Origin of the sequence: Mesorhizobium sp. M0239, assembly GCF_040321815.1 — a bacterium.
In the GTDB taxonomy this organism is placed as follows: Bacteria; Pseudomonadota; Alphaproteobacteria; order Rhizobiales; family Rhizobiaceae; genus Mesorhizobium.
In genome coordinates, this window is sequence record NZ_JAMYSG010000010.1 from 61,140 (window position 1) to 78,239 (window position 17,100).

General features: G+C 63.8%; 18 protein-coding genes. 12 read left to right on the forward strand and 6 right to left on the reverse strand.

The window, feature by feature from the left end; all coding sequences use genetic code 11:
- Positions 1-45: 45 nt before the first annotated feature.
- The 3 genes from NKI99_RS12455 to gcvA all read right to left on the reverse strand — a co-directional run bounded on the left by NKI99_RS12455 (position 46) and on the right by gcvA (position 4,107).
- Complete coding sequence (locus NKI99_RS12455) at positions 46-1,494, reverse strand: hypothetical protein (protein WP_352610973.1); 1,449 nt, start codon at positions 1,492-1,494, stop codon at positions 46-48.
- A gap of 197 nt (positions 1,495-1,691) precedes the next feature.
- Complete coding sequence (gene pncB, locus NKI99_RS12460) at positions 1,692-2,996, reverse strand: nicotinate phosphoribosyltransferase (RefSeq protein ID WP_352610974.1); 1,305 nt, start codon at positions 2,994-2,996, stop codon at positions 1,692-1,694.
- Positions 2,997-3,132: 136 nt separating this feature from the next.
- Positions 3,133-4,107, reverse strand: a complete 975-nt coding sequence (gcvA, locus tag NKI99_RS12465; RefSeq protein WP_352610975.1) for a transcriptional regulator GcvA — start codon at positions 4,105-4,107, stop codon at positions 3,133-3,135.
- 206 nt (positions 4,108-4,313) lie between these two features.
- Between gcvA and speB the strand changes: the two genes are divergently transcribed.
- The 4 genes from speB to NKI99_RS12485 all read left to right on the forward strand — a co-directional run bounded on the left by speB (position 4,314) and on the right by NKI99_RS12485 (position 7,571).
- Positions 4,314-5,375: an agmatinase gene (gene speB / locus NKI99_RS12470; protein WP_127260884.1), complete on the forward strand. Its 1,062-nt coding sequence runs from the start codon at positions 4,314-4,316 to the stop codon at positions 5,373-5,375.
- An 82-nt stretch (positions 5,376-5,457) separates the two neighbouring features.
- On the forward strand, positions 5,458-6,264 hold the full coding sequence (locus tag NKI99_RS12475) for a transporter substrate-binding domain-containing protein (protein ID WP_128304211.1): 807 nt from the start codon (positions 5,458-5,460) through the stop codon (positions 6,262-6,264).
- Positions 6,265-6,270: 6 nt separating this feature from the next.
- Positions 6,271-6,927: an amino acid ABC transporter permease gene (locus NKI99_RS12480; protein WP_128304212.1), complete on the forward strand. Its 657-nt coding sequence runs from the start codon at positions 6,271-6,273 to the stop codon at positions 6,925-6,927.
- Positions 6,924-7,571, forward strand: coding sequence for an amino acid ABC transporter permease (locus NKI99_RS12485; protein WP_128304213.1), 648 nt, complete (start codon positions 6,924-6,926; stop codon positions 7,569-7,571). Before NKI99_RS12480 ends, NKI99_RS12485 begins: the two co-directional genes overlap by 4 nt.
- Positions 7,572-7,609: 38 nt before the next feature.
- Here the strand turns inward: NKI99_RS12485 and NKI99_RS12490 are convergent, their stop codons facing one another.
- The 3 genes from NKI99_RS12490 to NKI99_RS12500 all read right to left on the reverse strand — a co-directional run bounded on the left by NKI99_RS12490 (position 7,610) and on the right by NKI99_RS12500 (position 10,417).
- On the reverse strand, positions 7,610-8,422 hold the full coding sequence (locus NKI99_RS12490) for an oxidoreductase (RefSeq protein ID WP_352610976.1): 813 nt from the start codon (positions 8,420-8,422) through the stop codon (positions 7,610-7,612).
- 106 nt (positions 8,423-8,528) lie between these two features.
- On the reverse strand, positions 8,529-9,794 hold the full coding sequence (gene fabF / locus NKI99_RS12495; RefSeq protein ID WP_128304214.1) for a beta-ketoacyl-ACP synthase II: 1,266 nt from the start codon (positions 9,792-9,794) through the stop codon (positions 8,529-8,531).
- A gap of 44 nt (positions 9,795-9,838) precedes the next feature.
- Positions 9,839-10,417 (reverse strand): TetR/AcrR family transcriptional regulator, encoded by a 579-nt coding sequence (locus NKI99_RS12500; RefSeq protein WP_127297537.1) that lies wholly within the window; start codon positions 10,415-10,417, stop codon positions 9,839-9,841.
- Positions 10,418-10,497: 80 nt separating this feature from the next.
- Between NKI99_RS12500 and NKI99_RS12505 the strand changes: the two genes are divergently transcribed.
- From NKI99_RS12505 to NKI99_RS12540, 8 genes are all read left to right on the forward strand, one after another.
- Positions 10,498-10,857 (forward strand): hypothetical protein, encoded by a 360-nt coding sequence (locus tag NKI99_RS12505; protein WP_023810720.1) that lies wholly within the window; start codon positions 10,498-10,500, stop codon positions 10,855-10,857.
- An 84-nt stretch (positions 10,858-10,941) separates the two neighbouring features.
- The gene (locus NKI99_RS12510; protein ID WP_128304215.1) at positions 10,942-11,400 is read left to right on the forward strand and encodes a nuclear transport factor 2 family protein; all 459 of its coding nucleotides are present in this window, start codon (positions 10,942-10,944) and stop codon (positions 11,398-11,400) included.
- Between the two features lie 334 nt (positions 11,401-11,734).
- A complete protein-coding gene (locus NKI99_RS12515; protein ID WP_245486190.1) occupies positions 11,735-12,493 on the forward strand; it encodes an ABC transporter ATP-binding protein in 759 nt (252 codons plus the stop codon).
- A complete protein-coding gene (locus tag NKI99_RS12520; RefSeq protein ID WP_352610978.1) occupies positions 12,480-13,211 on the forward strand; it encodes an ABC transporter ATP-binding protein in 732 nt (243 codons plus the stop codon). The genes NKI99_RS12515 and NKI99_RS12520 overlap by 14 nt, the downstream gene beginning before the upstream one ends.
- The gene (locus tag NKI99_RS12525) at positions 13,208-14,110 is read left to right on the forward strand and encodes a branched-chain amino acid ABC transporter permease (protein WP_352610979.1); all 903 of its coding nucleotides are present in this window, start codon (positions 13,208-13,210) and stop codon (positions 14,108-14,110) included. The genes NKI99_RS12520 and NKI99_RS12525 overlap by 4 nt, the downstream gene beginning before the upstream one ends.
- A complete protein-coding gene (locus tag NKI99_RS12530) occupies positions 14,107-15,156 on the forward strand; it encodes a branched-chain amino acid ABC transporter permease (protein ID WP_023810716.1) in 1,050 nt (349 codons plus the stop codon). The genes NKI99_RS12525 and NKI99_RS12530 overlap by 4 nt, the downstream gene beginning before the upstream one ends.
- Positions 15,153-16,331, forward strand: a complete 1,179-nt coding sequence (locus tag NKI99_RS12535; RefSeq protein ID WP_023810715.1) for an ABC transporter substrate-binding protein — start codon at positions 15,153-15,155, stop codon at positions 16,329-16,331. Before NKI99_RS12530 ends, NKI99_RS12535 begins: the two co-directional genes overlap by 4 nt.
- Positions 16,328-17,092 (forward strand): cyclase family protein, encoded by a 765-nt coding sequence (locus tag NKI99_RS12540; protein WP_352610980.1) that lies wholly within the window; start codon positions 16,328-16,330, stop codon positions 17,090-17,092. Before NKI99_RS12535 ends, NKI99_RS12540 begins: the two co-directional genes overlap by 4 nt.
- Positions 17,093-17,100: the final 8 nt, after the last annotated feature.

A 17,100-nucleotide genomic window follows, 5' to 3' on the forward strand; every position in this document is an offset into this window, starting at 1 on the left:
ATGTGGCAAGCGAGCTTCCCCAACGATATCGAGGCCGCTCTTTTCTCATCCAACCGTCGGCGTGGCAAGCAACCAGAGGCCGAACACCGTATAGGCGATCATCAGCAAGGTAAGCGGGAACTGGCTGAGTGCCGCGCGGGAGGGCTGCGGATGCAGGCGCCAGGCGAAGCCGTGGGCGACGAGGACGGCGAGCACATGGCCAAGGATGATGGCGCAGGCCTGGACATTCCACAGCCACCACGCCGAGTCCGCCCCGGCAACGATGCCGGCCTCGATCTGCATGTCGGCGGTGCCGAACAAGTTCCAGCCCATCGCGAACGGGTCGGAAAGTGCCGCAAGCGTATATTGGCCGTCGACAAGCAGCGCCGTCAGATAATGCGCGACATGATAGGCGAGCGCGATCGGCACGATCGACCACACCAGCAGGCCAGCCGCCTTGCCGAGAGTGTGGACGCTGCCGGCGAGACGCTGGCCAAGCCAGACGGCGAGCAGGAACACCGCCGCCAGCAGCACGAATGTCAGGACGAGCCCGAAAGTGCCGCTGCCGATGACCGCGGTGCGGCCGGGAAATTCGAGCGGATTGATAACGAACAGGCCGAGCCAGAAGAAGGTCTTCGACAGGCCGTCGAAGGACACCGACGACAGGGCCAGCAGCAGGAAGGCGATGCCGCTGATCGGCAAGGGCTCCGCGGCCAGCAGCTTGGCGCCGGGCCAGCACAGGCCAAGCCGGCCATCTTGGCTGCGTTCGACCATAGCAAAGCGCGCCACCATCGAGAAGAAGACCGTCAGGAATTCACCGCTGCGGCTCCAGCCGCGATAGCCGAACGCCAGCATGGCGAGGAAAGAGAACAGCCAATATAGGCCGGCGGCAAAAGCCAGCCGTGCCGGATCGTCGGGCGCGGGATCGATGAGTTCGAACCAGGCGAAGGCGAAGAACAGGATGGCAGCCGGCCAGCAGCCGACCCATCGGGGCAGGCGCCATGCTCCGTGATCCCCGGTCCCGACCAGGCGCGAGGCGAGACGCCATGGTCCATACCAGGGGTTCAGCCATGACCAGAGGTCGCCGAAGAGGCCTTGCAACAGCGTGAGGCCGGCCCACAACAGGGTCCAGATCACCAGTGGCAGAGGATTGGAAAGTGGGTCGCGGCTGCCGAAAAGGCCGGCGGCGATGAGAATTGCAAAGCCGGCGAAGGATAGCAGGCTGATGGCGGCGCGGGTGGCGTCTCTGAGGGCAAACAACGGCAGGCGCCGGCGCCAGAAACGGTCAAGTGAATCCGCAGGTAGCAGCGCCAGGACGGGGAAGCTGACGGCCACGGCGAAAGCCCCGCCGACCAGATAGTAGCCGGTCGGCAGGAGCAGGACGTGGCCACGGTCGGAGGCGTGGGCGAAGGCGGGGGTGGGGAGGGATGCAAATAAGCAGATGAAGCTTGTCTTTAAGAGGCGACAACCTTCGCCGCCGCGATCCTTCACACCCCCCTCTGCCCTGCCGGGCATCTCCCCCGCAAGGGGGGAGATCGGATGTCGCCCAGGCTTTCGCCAATTTTCAACATCGGAGAAAAAGGCGGACCGGTTGAAGCGGCCAATCTCCCCCCTTGCGGGGGAGATGTCCGGCAGGACAGAGGGGGGTGGGCGGGAACTCAAGCTATCCGAGATTCCATCTTTGCCGGCGATGCAAGGTCGTCCATCACCGCTCACACCTTGACCAGTTGCTCCACGCGGTCCTTCTCGCCAAAGATCCTGAGATACCGCTCGATCTCTTTCACATCACCCGTCGCCTTGGCCGGATTGTCGGAAAGCTTGACCGCCGGCTTGCCATTGGCCTCTGTGACCTTGCAGACCAACGATATCGCGTCCAGCCTGTTGGTTTCCGTTGGCGCGCAGCCTTCGAAATCATTGGTCAGATTGGTGCCCCAGCCGAAGGACATGCGCACCTTGCCCTTGAAATGGCGGTAGGTCTCCTCGATGGTTTCGACCTCGAGCCCGTCGGAGAAGATCAGCAGTTTCTGGCGGGGATCCTTGCCCTTGTCGCGCCACCAGGACAGGATTTTTTCGCCGCCTTCGATCGGTGGCGCGCTGTCGGGGCGAAAGCCCGTCCAGTCGGCCACCCAGTCCGGCGCGTCGCGCAGGAACGACGCGGTGCCGAAAGCGTCGGGCAGCACGATCAGCAGATTGCCGCCATAGTAACGCTGCCAGTCCTGCAGCACCTTGTAGGGCGACTGCCTCAGCTCTTTTTCCGAGTCGGCAAGCGCGGCGAACACCATCGGCAGCTCATGTGCGTTGGTGCCGAGCGCTTCGAGGTCGTTGTCCATGGCCAGAAGCACGTTGGAGGTGCCGGTGAACGCTTCGCCGATGCCTTCCTTCAGCGCCTCGACGCACCAGCGCTGCCACAGGAAGGAATGGCGCCGGCGCGTGCCGAAGTCCGAGATGCGGATGCCGGGCAGCGCCTTCAGCCGCTCGGTCTTGGCCCACATCTTGGACTTGGCGCGGGCATAGAGCACGTCGAGCGCGAAAGGCCCGAACGCCCGCATCGCCGCGCGCGATCGAAGTTCATTGATGATGGCGAGCGCCGGGATTTCCCACAGCGTGGTGTACATCCACGGCCCGCTGAAGGTCAGCTCATACTGCCCGTCGCGCTTCGACAGCTCATATTCGGGCAGCCGGAAGCCTTCCAGCCAGGCGAGGAATTCCGGCTCGAAGATCTGCTTGCGGCCGTAGAAATTGTTACCGCCGAGCCAGATCATCTCCTTCTTGGAGAAGCGCAAGGTGCGGGCATGGTCGAGCTGTTCGCGCAGTTCGCCCTCGTCGATCTCATCGGCAAGGCGCACCGAGGTCGAGCGGTTGATCAGCGAGAAGGTGGTGTCGACCTTGGGGTACATGCCCCAGATCATCTGCAGCATCAGAAGCTTGTAGAAATCCGTGTCGAGCAGGCTGCGCACGATCGGATCGAGCTTCCAGGTGTGGTTGTAGACCCGCCGCGCAATATCGGTCTTAGCCATGTCTCAACACCGCCTTCGCTGCCTGCCATCCACAATCGCGACAGGCCTCATAGCATCGAATCGGCCAGAACGCTGCCCGCTTTCAGGCTGGCCCGACAAAAAGAGCTGCCTGCACGCGGCGGCGCGCAGCCTGGCATCAGCTTGCGGATTTGCCGCCCATCACCCTGAGCGCCGGACGCTTGCGGCGGCTGACGATGCGGCCGGCCACCGGGGCGTCGGCGCGCCCGTCATCCCCGGCCTTCTCGGCGAACAGCCAGTCGATGAACACCTGCACGATCGGCGTCGTCCGCATCTCGTTGCGGCAGACGACATAGAAATCGTCGACCGCCGGCACCGACAGGCTGAACGGCGCGACCAGCATGCCCCTGGCCAGCAGCGCGCTTGCCGTCACGGAGTCGCCCAACGCCACGCCATGGCCGTGCACCGCCGCCTCGGTCGCCATACGCGCATCGCCGAGGTGATGGCGGCGACCCCGCTCCAGGTCCAGCGCATCGGCCGCCGCCAGCCAGGTGTACCATTCGCGACCGTCGTCGCCATGCAGGAAGACATGGTCGGCAAGGTCCCTGACGCTGCGGATCGGGCGGTTGTTGATCAAGGTCGGGCTGACCACGGGAAACAGTTCGAGGCCCGACCATTTGCGCATCCAGCAATCGGTCCAGCTGCCGTCGCCATAATGCACGCAGACATCGATGGTGGGCGCCCGCAAATCCTTGGGATCGTTGGAAGGAATAAGCGTCAGCCTTATGTCGGGATATTGCGCCATGAAACTGCCGAGCCGCGGTGTCATCCACAACAACAGAAGCGCCGGCACGCAGGAGACCGAAAGTGTGCCGCTGCTCGCCGGCCTTGTCATGCGCTGGGTGGCGGCTGCGATGCCGTCGAAGGCGGTCGACACTGCCGGCAGAAGCTCCGCGCCATGCGGTGTCAGTTTGACCCGCTGGCCGGCCCGCTCGAACAGCTTGACACTGAGCGACTGCTCAAGCGCCTTGATCTGATGGCTGACGGCGCCATGCGTGACATTCAGCTCATTGGCCGCCTTGGTCAGCGAGCCATGCCGGGCCGTTGCCTCGAAGGCGCGCAGCGGATTAAGCGGTGGCAGGCGTTTGGTCATGGGTATCAACTTTATTGTGAGATTTTCTCACAGAAAGCACCCTAACAATATCAATTGATTTTTCAATGCCGCTGCCAGACACTGGCCTGGAACAGCATCAAGACGTGAAATCTGCAGGCAGCCAGCGGGACAGCGGCCCGGCCGGATGACGGTCGGTTCGCAGGCGTCACCCGCGTCGGCACTGTATCAGCCCAGGAGGAGCGGACATGGGATACGATCGCGGCAAGCTCGACGCGTTGCGTCGCAAATATGGTGAAAGCCATGGCGGCGAGATGTTCGACCCGAAATTCCGCAAGGTCGCCGACAAGATCTTTTCCAAGAGCGGCACGCGGCTGGCGCCCTATTCCGGCATCCCGACCTTCCTCGCCGCGCCCTACCGCGAAATATCGGCCGACAATCCGGATTTCGGCGATTTGCAGGTGGCCATGATCGGCGTGCCGATGGATCTCGGCGTCACCAACCGGCCAGGCTCCCGCTTCGGGCCAAGGGCGCTGCGCGCCATCGAGCGCATCGGTCCCTACAATCACGTGCTGGAATGCGCGCCGACGCATGAACTTCGGGTGGCCGATATCGGCGACACGCCGTTCCGCAGCCGCTACCGGCTGGAGATCAGCCATGAGGATATCGAGCGCCGCACCAACCAGATCGTCGATGCCGGCGTCATCCCGCTTTCGATCGGCGGCGACCATTCGATCAGCCATCCGATCCTGAAGGCCGTCGGCAAGAAAGCTCCGGTCGGGTTGATCCATATCGACGCCCACTGCGACACCAGTGGCCTGTTCGACATGACCAAGTTCCACCATGGCGGCCCGTTCCGCAACGCGGTGCTTGACGGCGTGCTCGACCCGACGCGCACGATCCAGATCGGCATCCGCGGCTCGGCCGAATATCTGTGGGAGTTCACCTACGAGTCCGGCATGACCGTGGTGCATGCCGAGGAGGTGACCGGGCTCGGCATTCCGGCCATCATCGAGAAGGCGCGCAGAATAGTCGGCGACGGGCCGACCTATGTCTCCTTCGACATCGACAGCGTCGATCCGGCCTTCGCGCCCGGCACCGGCACGCCGGAAGTCGGCGGCCTGACGACGCGCGAAGTGCTCGAACTGCTGCGCGGCCTGAAGGGGCTCAACATCGTCGGCGGCGACGTTGTCGAAGTGGCGCCGCAATACGACGCCACCACCAACACGGCGCATGCCGCCGCACAGGTGCTGTTCGAGATATTGAGCCTTATGGTGTTCAGCCCGGCAATCACGGGCAAGGGAGCCTGACGTTCAGAAAGCAAAGGCGGCCGCCGCGCTGGAGCCGGCGGTCGACTCCCAACAAACAAAGCTTCCAGACAGGGGAATGACAATGACAATCCGAAAGACATTTGCCTCCATCGCCGCCGTGCTGATGCTCGGCACGGCCGGCTTCGGCCTCGCCACACAAGCCGCAAGCGCCGATGCGCTGGCGGACATCACCAAGGCCGGCACCATCAATGTAGGCGTCTTCGCCGACTTTCCGCCCTTCTCCTCGGCCAGCGCCGATATGAGCCTCAAGGGCTATGACATGGATGTCGCGCAATACATTGCCGATACGCTCAAGGTGAAGCTCAACCCCATCGCCGTCACCGGCCAGAACCGCATCCCGTATCTGAACGACAAGCGCGTAGACATCCTGATGAGCGTCGGCTACTCGAAGGAACGCGAACAGGTCATCGATTTCGCCGCTGCCTATGCGCCCTACTACATCGCCGTGATCGGTCCGGCGGCACTTGCGGTCAAGGGCAAGGAAGACCTCGCCGACAAGTCGATCGCCGTCAATCGTGGCACGCTCGAGGACACCTCGCTCACCGAGGCAGCACCGGCGTCGGCCGACATCAAGCGCTTCGACAACTACAATTCCGTGATCCAGGCCTTCATCTCCGGCCAGACGCAGTTGATGGTCGTCGGCAACGATGTCGGCGCGCAGGTGCTGGCCAAGCAGGACGCGCTGAAGCCCGAGCAGAAGTTCCAGCTTCTGACCTCGCCTTCGCATATCGGCCTCAACAAGAATGAGGACGGCCTGAAGAAGGCCGTCAACGATGCCATCGCCAAGATGCTGGCCGACGGCAAGCTGGACGAAAGCTCGAAAACCTGGCTGAAGACGCCGCTCAATCCCGAAAACCTCAAGGATTGAGTTTCCGTGGCCTTTGCCTGGCTTCCAGGTGCTGTCGGCGACATCGCGCACGGTGCGCTCACGACGATTCTGTTGATCGCCGTGACCACGCTGGTGGGAACGGCCCTCAGCATCCTGGGTGCCGCGGGGCGACGAAACGGCCCGGTTCTGCTCAAGCGGGCAATCGCCTGTTATGTCGAGGTGATGCGCAACACGCCGTTCCTGGTGCAGCTGTTCTTCATCTTCTTCGGCCTGCCCAGCCTGGGCATCCGGCTCGATCCGATCCTGGCCGCCATGCTGGCGATGACGCTCAACATGGCGGCCTACACGATCGAGATCGTCGGCGCCGGGCTTGACGCCGTGCCCGGCGGACAGACGGAAGCAGCGCTCGCACTTGGGCTGCGGCCACGCCAGGTGTTCGTCAAGATCGTGCTGCCGCAGGCACTCAAGATCATCTATCCCGCGCTCACCAGCCAGATCGTCATCATGATGCTGGAGTCGGCCGTGGTGTCGCAGATCGCCGTGCGTGAACTGACCTACGAGGCCGATATGCTGCAGGCGCGCACCTTCCGCTCTTTCGAGACCTATTTCGTCGTGACGCTGGTCTATCTCGCTCTGTCGATGGCCTTGCGCCGGCTGCTGGTGTCAGGCGGACGCCGTGCGCTCGGAGCCGGCGTGTCATGATCGAGTTCACCTTCTGGGACATCGTACGCAACCTGCTGCTCGCCGCCCGCTGGACGGTGCTGCTATCGCTGGCCGCCTTCATCGGCGGCGGCATCGTCGGCCTGGTCGTGCTGTTCTTCAGGATCGCCAAGAACAAGTGGAGCAGGCGTGTTGCTTCCGGCTACATCGCCCTGTTCCAGGGAACGCCGCTCTTGATGCAGCTGTTCCTGATGTTCTTCGGCCTGCCGATGCTCGGCCTGCGCATCGAACCGTGGACGGCGGCGGCGCTCGGCCTCACCTTCTTCGCCAGCGCCTATCTCGCCGAGATCTGGCGCTCGGGCGTCGCGGCGCTACCCCTCGGCCAATGGGACGCCGGCGCCAGCCTTGGCCTGCACTATCTGCAGGAGCTGAGGCTGATCATCCTGCCGCAGGCCTTTTCGATCACCCGCGCACCCACCGTCGGCTTCCTGGTTCAGCTGATCAAATCGACCGCGCTGACCTCGATCATCGGCTTCGAGGAACTGGTGCGGACCTCCAATGCCATCAACAATGCGACCTTCGAACCGTTCAAGGTCTACGGGCTGGTGGCTCTGATCTTCTTCGTCATGTGCTTTCCGCTGACGCAATACGCCCGCAGGCTCGAGAAACAGGCGGCTGCCCGCTGACGCGCCAAGGCAGATGTCCTTGCGGTTAGCGCTCGATTTCAGGCCGGCAGCCCAAGCTGCTTGCGCAGGCTCTTGTCGAATGCGGACGCGGGGACGAAACGGCGCAGGAAACTGACCTGGCGCGCCATTTTTCCCGCCGCATAGCGCTTCTTCGGCGCGGGATCTGTCGCCGCGGCCAAAACGGTGTTGGCGACCACTTCGGGCGCATCGCCTTTCTCCATCGATTTCCGCACGGATACAGTCATCCCGGCGCGCGCGGAGTCGTAGATTTCGAGCGACCGGTCGGGGGCGGCAAGATTGTCCTCGAATGCCGTTCGGGTATAGGCGGGCTCCACCAGCGAAACGCGGATGCCGAACGGGCGCAATTCGTGATCGAGCGACTCGGAATACCCCTCGATGGCATGTTTGGTCGCTGAGTAAAGCGCGAAATAGGGAGCGGGGATGAACCCCTGCACCGAACTCAAATTCACGATTCTGCCCTTCCCTTGGCTTCGCATTGCCGGCAGCACCGCGTTGGTCACGCGCAAGACGCCGAAGACGTTCACGTCGAACAGCGCCTTGGCCTGGGCGGTCGAGGACTCCTCCGCGCCGCCAAACAGGCCCATACCGGCATTGTTGACAAGCAGGTCGATGCGTCCGGCCTTGGCCAGAACGTCATCGACCATTGTCGCAACGGACGCGTCGTCGGTCACGTCGCAGGTCAGCATGGTCACGCCGGCGGATTGCGAGGCCGTGCGACGGCTGGTTCCGAAGACGCGAAAGCCGGCGCCCAGCAAGGCGTCGGCGGTAGCGCGCCCGATGCCGGAAGATGCCCCTGTCACCAGGGCGACGCCAGGATTGGTCTTGTTCATGGAAATCATATCCTTCTTTGCGTTGGATTGGATTGGGAAAAGCATGAGGGGCCGGGGCAAAGGGCGTTGGTCATGACTGCGTCTGGCGCTCGCGTCTGGCCACAGGTTAGTTCCAGCGTCTGAACAGGGCGCTGGCATTCACGCCGCCAAAGCCGAAGCCATTGGAGATCGCGTACTCCATCTCCATCGGCCGGGGCGCGTTTGCGACGAAGTCGATTCCGTCGCCGGCCGGATCGGCCTCGCCCAGGTTGAGGGTTGGCGGAGCGACCTGATCCCTGAGCGCCAGGATTGCGAAGATCGCACCAAGCCCGCCGGCCGCTCCGAGCAAATGTCCGGTCGCCGATTTCGTCGCACTGACAGCTATCGCGAAATCGCGCCCGAACACGCTCTTGATCGCTTCGATCTCACCCAGGTCGCCGACTGACGTGGAGGTCGCATGCGCATTGAGATGACGAACCTCGCGTGGCGAAATCCCTGCCTGGGCAATCGCGATCTGCATGGCCCGGCGCGCGCCGTCGCCGTCCTCCGGCCCGGAGGTGACGTGGTGGGCATCCGCGGTCGTGCCGTAGCCGACGAACTCAGCCAGCGGCTTTGCGCCGCGCGCCAACGCGTGGTCCAACGCCTCGATGACCAGCACGCCGGCCCCTTCGCCCATGACGAAGCCGTCCCGCGATGTGTCGAAAGGGCGCGAGGCTTGAGCCGGCGCCCAATTAAAGCCGGTTGAAAGAGAGCGAGCCGCGGCGAACCCGCCGAGACTGACGGTGTTGATGCACGCTTCCGTTCCGCCGCACACGGCGATGTCGGCTTCGTTGGCGCGGATCAGGCGGGCGGCGTCGCCGATCGCCTGGATGCCCGCCGCGCATGCCGTCACCGGTGCGCCGAGTGGACCTTTGAAACCATGACGGATCGAGATGTGGCCCGCCGCGAGGTTCACCAGGAAGGACGGCACCGTAAAGGGAGACAGGCGGCGGGCGCCACGCAGGTCCACCGTGCGCACCGCCTCGGTGATGGCGGGGAACCCGCCGACTCCTGAAGCGATGATCGTGGCCGTGCGCAGGCGCTCCGTTTCCAGGGCAGGCTTCCATTGCGCCTGCGCAAGCGCCTCTTCCGCCGCCGCCAACGCAAACAGAATGAACCGGTCCACCTTGCGCTGATCCTTCGCGGACAGGACGGCATCGGCATCGAAACCAGCCTCCGGATCTTCGCCCAGGGAGGGAACCACGCCGCCAATCTTAACCGGCAGCTCTCCCACCACATCGTCCGGAAGCCTGCGAACGCCGGACCGGCCGGCAAGCAGGCGTGACCAGGACGCTTCGACATTGGCGGCCAGGGGCGTGACCGCTCCCATGCCCGTGACGACAATCCGTTGCATCTGCTCTCCTGTCCTTGGTGTGCCGGCGGCGCTGCTCGCGCCGTTCAAGTGGCGACTGCTTCGCGAACCTGATCGGCCGCCGCATCCAGAAAAGCCCGCGCAAGGTCGGGATCGTTGACGACCCGCGAGAGCACGACCGCGCCGACCATCGTCGAGAGAACGGCCATTGCCTTTTTTCCGCTCTTTTCGCTGTCGCCCTCGCCAACCCAACCGCCGAGCATCTCAAGGTACGCCTTGATGCCGTCTTCGAATGACGCCTTCACCTCGGCACCCTGCCTGGCTGCATCCGAACCGAGCGCAACGACCGGGCAGCCGTCCATCTTTTCCCTGCGATGGTCCATGCTGAGGTAGAATGAGATCACCCCGTCGAGCGGGTTCCCAGGATGTGCTGCGGTCGCGGCCGACCATTTGTGGGTGGCGCTTTCCATCGCCCGCCTGGACGCCAGCGCCGCCAGATCGTCCTTCGACTCGAATTGCTTGTAAAAGGCACCCTGGGTCAGCCCGGCACCCTTCATCAGATCCTTGAGGCCGATGCCGTCAAAGCCGCGCTCCCGAAAAAGCCGGCTTGCCACATTGATCACGGTCTCGCGGTTTTCCGCGGCCTGAGTGCGACTCACACGCATCGTCATCTCCTTTTTTAGATTGCATTCGTAATCTATACCCTATATAGAGGGTGAACGCAATCTAAAAAAGGACAAATGAGATGATCCGCAAAACCCTGAGCGCCTCGCTCCTGGCGGCGCTGTTTCTTGCAACCCCGGCTCTCGCCGAGGAAGCCACCATCGGACGCCCGATCGAAGGTGGCAGCCTGCACCAGGGACACCTGGACATGGTGGCCTACTACGTTCCGCGCGGCGACCTGCTTGAGGTCACCGCCACTTTCGCACCGAAGACCGGGGGTGATCCGCTGCGGTTCGTCATGGGCCTCGCCAACAGTGACGCCGTGGCGTTTTCCATACCGGGCCACCCGGGCTCGCTCTACGCGTTCTCAAGGTCCGGTAAGGAAGTGACGGTCTCGACCGGGACCGGCACATCCCTGCGAGCCGATGCGACAACGCCCTGACCTGGCGCGCAGGCCGCGGCCGCGCGATGCTGGCCGGGGCTCTCGCGTCCGATCACGCCATCCCAATGAGCCTGGAGAGGTCACATGCTTTACAGCTATTTTGTCGAGAAATCGATCCGGCAGAGCTTCGACGACGTCAACAACCATCGCTGGGACGCGGCGGTGAAGGCCATCGCGCCGCATGTCCATCACCGGGTTGGTGGCGCCCACGCGCTTGGTGGGGAGCGCCACGACAAGCAAGCCCTGCGCCGGTGGTTCGAGCGCCTCGGCCGTGTTCTGCCCACTCTCCATCTCACGGTCAACCACGTCTGGGTGAAGGGCTGGCCGTGGCATACCACCGTGTTTGCCCAGTGGGATGGCACCGCAACCCTGCTCAACGGCGATACGTCCTACGTCAACCATGGTCTCCACGTGTTCACGCTACGGTGGGGCAGGGTTCATGCGCTCGAGGAGTTTTACGATTCACAGGCGGCGGCGCGCGGTCTCGCCGCCCAGGCCGCAGCCGGCCTCGAAGAAGCTGTCGCCGAACAGATAACAAGCTAGCTGAAGCGCGGTCCGAGGACGGCCAAGGTTTAAGGGCCGGTCGCGCTGATCTTTTTCGTCGCGTGCCTTCCGCCTGCGCAGTATGCGCGGAGGGTCGGGAAGCGAGCGCCGGCGCTGGACTGCAAGCCAGGAAACCCAGTGCGGGAGCGCAGCGCTGCATCGATGCCGGTGCTGTCGCGGCAACGGTCGAGCCGAGGCAGGCATATAGCTTTCCTGCTAGGAATAGGCCTTGACATCTTGCCGTTCGAATTGTCCATTTGATGCTTGACCGGGCCGAACGGGGCGGCGAGGGCGGACAGGGGCAAACCGGCGCGTGGATAGACAGTCGAGTCGAGTGCTGTTGAAGACGGTTGGGCTGACAAAAGCCTTTCGAGGGCTGGTTGCCCTGCGGGATCATTCCATCGAGCTGCACGAAGGTGAAATCGTTGGGGTAATCGGGCCGAATGGCTCGGGCAAGAGCACGCTTTTCAACCTGATCACCGGCTTCTCCCAGCCGAATTCCGGTAGCATCGAGATGGAGGGCCGTTCGATCGTCGGCCTGCGCACATCGCAGATCGTCGCGATGGGCATCGCCCGCACCTTCCAGGGTTCTCGCCTATTCGGCAGCCTCAGTGTCGCACAGAACGTGCTGACGGCGGCGCAGCTGCGCCATCCTGTCGGGCCCGCCGATACCGTGCTGCGCGGTCGGCGCTATCGCGAGCGGGTGGCCGCGACGCGGCAGCAGGCCGACGAACTCCTCGACCTCATGGGCCTGACAGATCAGGCCGGCAGGGTCGCCGCGGATCTTCCCTACGGCGATCAGCGGCGGCTGGAGATTGCGCGTGCGTTGGCGACCAGCCCGCAGCTGCTGCTGCTCGATGAGCCCGCAGCCGGGCTTGATTCCAACGAGACCAAGGTGCTGGCGGCGCTGATTCGGACGATCCGTGACCGCTACGGCGTAACGGTGGTCGTTGTCGAGCACGACATGGACCTGATCATGGCGCTGTGCGAACGCATCCAGGTGCTGGCGACCGGCGAGGTGATCTGCGTCGGAACACCGGAGCAGGTACGCGAACACCCGAAAGTGCGGGAGGCGTATCTTGGCCACGCCTAGCCCCGTTCTGCTCAGCGTCGAGAACCTCGAGGTTAATTTCGGCGCGGTGCGTGCGTTGAAGGGCATTTCGCTCGACGTCCATACCGGCGAGGTGGTGGCGTTGGTGGGGGCCAACGGCGCCGGCAAGAGCACGACCTTGCGCACCATTTCCGGCCTGTCGCGGCCGCGCGGCGGCAAGATCATCTTCGATGGCAAGCCGATCGGAGGTATCGCTCCGTCGCGTATCGTAACTCTGGGCATCGCGCAGAGCCCGGAGGGCAGGCGCCTGTTCGGCGGCCTGACGGTGGCCGACAATCTGCGGCTCGGCGCCTGCACCCGCACCGACAAGGAGGCCGTCGTCAGAGATAGCGAGCGCATGTTCATGCTGTTCCCGATTCTCAAGCAGCGGCTGAAGCAACTGGCCGGCACGCTGTCGGGCGGCGAACAGCAGCAGCTTGCTCTGGCGCGCGCGCTGATGGCGGCGCCGCGCCTGCTGCTGCTCGACGAGCCTTCGCTCGGCGTTGCGCCGCTGCTGGTGCGCCACATCTTCAGCGCGCTTGCCGAACTGAAGCGCCAGGGCATGACGATGCTGCTGGTGGAACAGAACATCACGCTCGCGCTGGACCTCGCCGACCGCGCCTATGTGCTGCGCACGGGTCAGGTGGCGCTGTCGGGCCGGTCCGCGGAACTGCGCGACAGCGAACGCGTGGCCCAGGCATATCTCGGGGCGGCAATATGACCCAGCTGGACTATATCCTGCAGCAGATCGTCAACGCGGTGAGCCTCGGCAGCCTCTACGCGCTGGTGGCGGTCGGCCTGTCGATCGTCTTCGGCGTCCTCAAGCTCACCAATTTCGCGCATGGCGACGTCATGATGGTAGGCGCATTCGGGGTAGCTCTGCTGGCGGGGATCGGCGTTCCGTTCCCTGTCGCCGTGATCTGCGGCATCGCCGCGGCGGCCGTCGCGGGCCTCCTCATCGAACGCATCGCCTATCGTCCGATCCGCGACGCGCCCGACGTTGCGCGACTGCTCACCAGCCTCGCCGTCACCTACATCATCGAGAACGTCGGCATCCTGGTGTTCACCTCCTCGCCGCGCAATTTTCCACTCCCCGATATTCTCAACACCTCCTGGGAAATGTCGAACGGCGCCATCACCTTCACCAGCATCAATCTCCTGACCATCGCGCTGACCTTCGTGTCGCTGCTGCTCCTCGGCTGGTTCATCACGCGCACCACGACCGGGCTCGGCATGCGCGCCGCAGCCGAGGACATGTCGGCGGCACACCTTGTCGGTCTGAACGTCAACCGGCTGATCATCGTCGCCTTCATCGTCGCATCCGCCTATGCCGGCCTTGCCGGCATTTTGTGGGCGGCACAGGCCGGCGTGGTGCAGCCGCAGATGGGCTTCACGCCGCTCCTGAAGGCTTTCGTGGCGGCGATCATCGGCGGCTTCGGGTCGATCGCGGGCGCCCTGGTGGGCGGCTACATATTGGGCGCGCTGGAGATATTCATCGTCGCATTCCTGCCGAGCAGCGTCTCGTCCTATCGCGACGCAATCGTCTTCGCCGTGCTGATCGCCTTTCTCCTGGTGCGCCCGGGCGGGCTGCTCCAGCCAAACCGGGAGATAAAGCTGTGAGCCGGGAAGCGCGGATCACACTCCTCGTCCTCGTCGCCCTGGTGGCGGGAGCAGCTGTCGCTTTCGGTGCACCGCACGTGCTGAGCGACTATTTCGTCCGGATTATCCTGCTGATCGCGCTGAATGCAATCCTGGTGCTGGCGCTGTCGCTGAGCAACGGTTTTACGGGCGTGTTTTCGCTCGGTCATGTCGGCTTCATCGGCGCCGGCGCGTATATATCGGGGATACTGTCGATTCCCGTACAGCAGAAGATGGCACTGCTGCCGCATCTGCCGGCGTTTCTGCATGCTTTCAGCCTCCCCTTCCTGCCGGCGACGCTGGTGGCAGGTCTTCTGACGGCGCTGCTTGCCGTGGTCGTCGGTTATCCCTTGATGCGCCTGTCGGGCTATTTCGTTTCGGTGGCGACGATGGGATTCTTGATTATCGTCAACGTGGTGCTGATCAATGCGTCGGATTTCACCCGAGGCGCCCGCACTTTCACCGGTGTGCCGCTGGAGACGACGTTGCCCTGGGTGATGGGTTGGCTCGCCATCACGGTGTTCGTTCTGGCGCGCCTGGTCTATTCGCCTTTCGGGCGCGCCATGAAGGCGGTGCGCGACGACACAATCGCGGCCAGCGCTGTCGGCATCGGCGTGTTGCGGACCAGACTGATCGCCTTCGTCATCGGCGCGTTCTTCTCAGGCGTCGGCGGGTCGCTCTACGCACATTATCTCGGCTCGTTTTCGCCGAACACCTTCTACTTCGCGCTGACCATGAGCCTGATCACAATGCTGGTGCTAGGCGGCATGGGCTCCCTGACCGGCGCGGTGGTTGGCGTCATCTGCGTTTCGCTGTTGTCGGAGGTCCTGCGCTCGGTCGAACGCGGCTTCACGATCGGCGATTTCGCGGTGCCGGCCCTGTTTGGCGCCAGCCAGATCGTGCTTGGCTTCATCTTCATTCTAGTCATGATCTTCCGGCCGAAGGGGATCATGGGGGACCGGGAACTTACGTTCGGATTAACCCAAAGATCGGCAACGGTGAACCAGACAGAGGAACGAAAACGATGATCAAACTCACTCGACGCGACACCATCGGCCTAGGACTGGGCGCATTCTTCGCGCTTGCCTCGGCCAGCACGGCACTTGCTGCCGACACGATCAAGATCGGCTATCCGGCAAACCTGACCGGCATTCAGGCCTCGCTCGACGGTCCGATGCTGAATGGCGCCAAGCTGGCGGCAAGCGAAATCAACGCCGCCGGCGGCGTGCTCGGCCAACAGATAGAACTGGTGATCTACGACTCCAAGAGCGATTCGACGACGATCTCGACCGTCGCCAGCCAGTTGATCGACAGCGACAAGGTCGTCGGCATCATCGGCTTCGCCGATTCCGATTCGGTGCTGGCCATCGGACCGCAGGTCCAGAAGGCGCAGATCCCGTTCATCACGCCCGGCGCGACCTCGCCGAAATTGCCGAGCCAGCTCGGCAACGAGATCTTCCTCGCCGCCTTCGGCGACAACGTTCAGGCTGCGGTTGGCGCGGAATTTGCGCTGAACAAGCTGAACGGCAAGACCGCCTACCTGCTGACCGACATCGGCACCGAATACACAACGCTGCTGTCGGACTACTTCGTCACCGCCTACGAGCATGGCGGGGGCAAGATCTTGGAGCGCGACACCTACAAGATCGGCGACAAGACCTTTACCGCGCAGATCGCCAAACTGAAGGCGCTGTCACCGCAGCCCGACTTCGTCTATGCCTCGTCGAATGCCGAGGAAATCGGCCTGATCTTGAAGCAGATGCGCCAGGCCGGCATCAACCTGCCGGTGGTCGGCGGCGACGGTTACGACACGCCCTTGCTGATCCAGGTCGGCGGCGACGCGGCCAAGGACACCTACTTCACCACCCATGCCTATATCGGTGAGGGCGCCACCCCGAAGGTGCAGGCCTTCATCGACGCCTACACCAAGTCGGCCGGCAATGCCCCGGAGAACGCGTTCGCTGCGCTCGGCTACGATTCGGTCAAGCTGATGACCGACGCGATCAAGCGTGCCGGTGCGCCGGATCCGGCCAAGATCCGTGACGCGCTGGCCGCTACGTCCGGGCTCGACGGCGTGACCGGAACGATCACCTACCGCCCGGGCATTTCGGTGCCGGACAAATCGGTCTCGGTCATCGGTGTCAAGGACGGCAAGCTTGTCCTTGCAAGTGAAGCGGCACCGACCTTCGTCGCGGAGCCGTGATCTTGTCCACTCCGGGTTCCCTTTGGGACATCTACAGGTCGCGGCTCTCCGCCGCGACCTTCACCGACCTGACGCATGCGTTTCATCCGGGCCAGCCGCACTTCCCGGCCTTCCCGGACGAGGAGCGCCGTGCGTTGCTCGATTTTTCGAAGGGCGACGCCTTCCAGGTCCACCACTACGCCTTCGTCGGACAGTGGGGCACCCATGTCGATCCGCCGGTGCACTTCATCGACGGCGGCCGCTCGATCGACCAACTGTCGGTGGCGGAGATGCTTCTGCCGTTGGTCATCCTCGACATCAGCGACAGGGTCGCCGCCGATCCCGACGCGACGCCGACGCTCGACGACATTTCCGCCTGGGAGACACGGAACGGCCGTATCCCGGAAAAGTGTTTTGTCGCGCTTCGCACCGGGTGGTGGCCGCGCTGGCCAGACCCCGTGGCGTTTCAGAACAAGTCGGCCGACGGTATCTCGCATGCGCCGGGCTGGTCGAAGCCGGTGCTGGAGGAACTTTTGGAACGCCGCGGTGTCGCTGCCATCGGGCACGAGGGCATGGACACCGATCCCGGCCGCGCCACTTCCGCGGGTGACGCAAGCCTGGAATACTATGTGCTGTCCCGCGACTGCTGGCAGATCGAGCTCCTGGCCAATCTCGACAAGGTGCCTGACGCCGGCGCGTTGATAATGGCAAGCTGGCCAAAGCCAAAGGCCGGATCCGGCTTCCCGGCTCGCGCTGTCGCCATCCATGAAGCGGCCGGCTGAACGCGTGA

What these genes read in the sequence shown, in the direction of transcription:
- NKI99_RS12455 (WP_352610973.1), bottom strand. Translation starts at nt 1,494, where the DNA reads ATGCCCGGCAGGGCAGAGGGGGGTGTGAAGGATCGCGGCGGCGAAGGT.
- pncB (WP_352610974.1), bottom strand. Translation starts at nt 2,996, where the DNA reads ATGGCTAAGACCGATATTGCGCGGCGGGTCTACAACCACACCTGGAAG.
- gcvA (WP_352610975.1), bottom strand. Translation starts at nt 4,107, where the DNA reads ATGACCAAACGCCTGCCACCGCTTAATCCGCTGCGCGCCTTCGAGGCA.
- speB (WP_127260884.1), top strand. Translation starts at nt 4,314, where the DNA reads ATGGGATACGATCGCGGCAAGCTCGACGCGTTGCGTCGCAAATATGGT.
- NKI99_RS12475 (WP_128304211.1), top strand. Translation starts at nt 5,458, where the DNA reads ATGACAATCCGAAAGACATTTGCCTCCATCGCCGCCGTGCTGATGCTC.
- NKI99_RS12485 (WP_128304213.1), top strand. Translation starts at nt 6,924, where the DNA reads ATGATCGAGTTCACCTTCTGGGACATCGTACGCAACCTGCTGCTCGCC.
- NKI99_RS12490 (WP_352610976.1), bottom strand. Translation starts at nt 8,422, where the DNA reads ATGAACAAGACCAATCCTGGCGTCGCCCTGGTGACAGGGGCATCTTCC.
- fabF (WP_128304214.1), bottom strand. Translation starts at nt 9,794, where the DNA reads ATGCAACGGATTGTCGTCACGGGCATGGGAGCGGTCACGCCCCTGGCC.
- NKI99_RS12500 (WP_127297537.1), bottom strand. Translation starts at nt 10,417, where the DNA reads ATGCGTGTGAGTCGCACTCAGGCCGCGGAAAACCGCGAGACCGTGATC.
- NKI99_RS12505 (WP_023810720.1), top strand. Translation starts at nt 10,498, where the DNA reads ATGATCCGCAAAACCCTGAGCGCCTCGCTCCTGGCGGCGCTGTTTCTT.
- NKI99_RS12510 (WP_128304215.1), top strand. Translation starts at nt 10,942, where the DNA reads ATGCTTTACAGCTATTTTGTCGAGAAATCGATCCGGCAGAGCTTCGAC.
- NKI99_RS12525 (WP_352610979.1), top strand. Translation starts at nt 13,208, where the DNA reads ATGACCCAGCTGGACTATATCCTGCAGCAGATCGTCAACGCGGTGAGC.
- NKI99_RS12535 (WP_023810715.1), top strand. Translation starts at nt 15,153, where the DNA reads ATGATCAAACTCACTCGACGCGACACCATCGGCCTAGGACTGGGCGCA.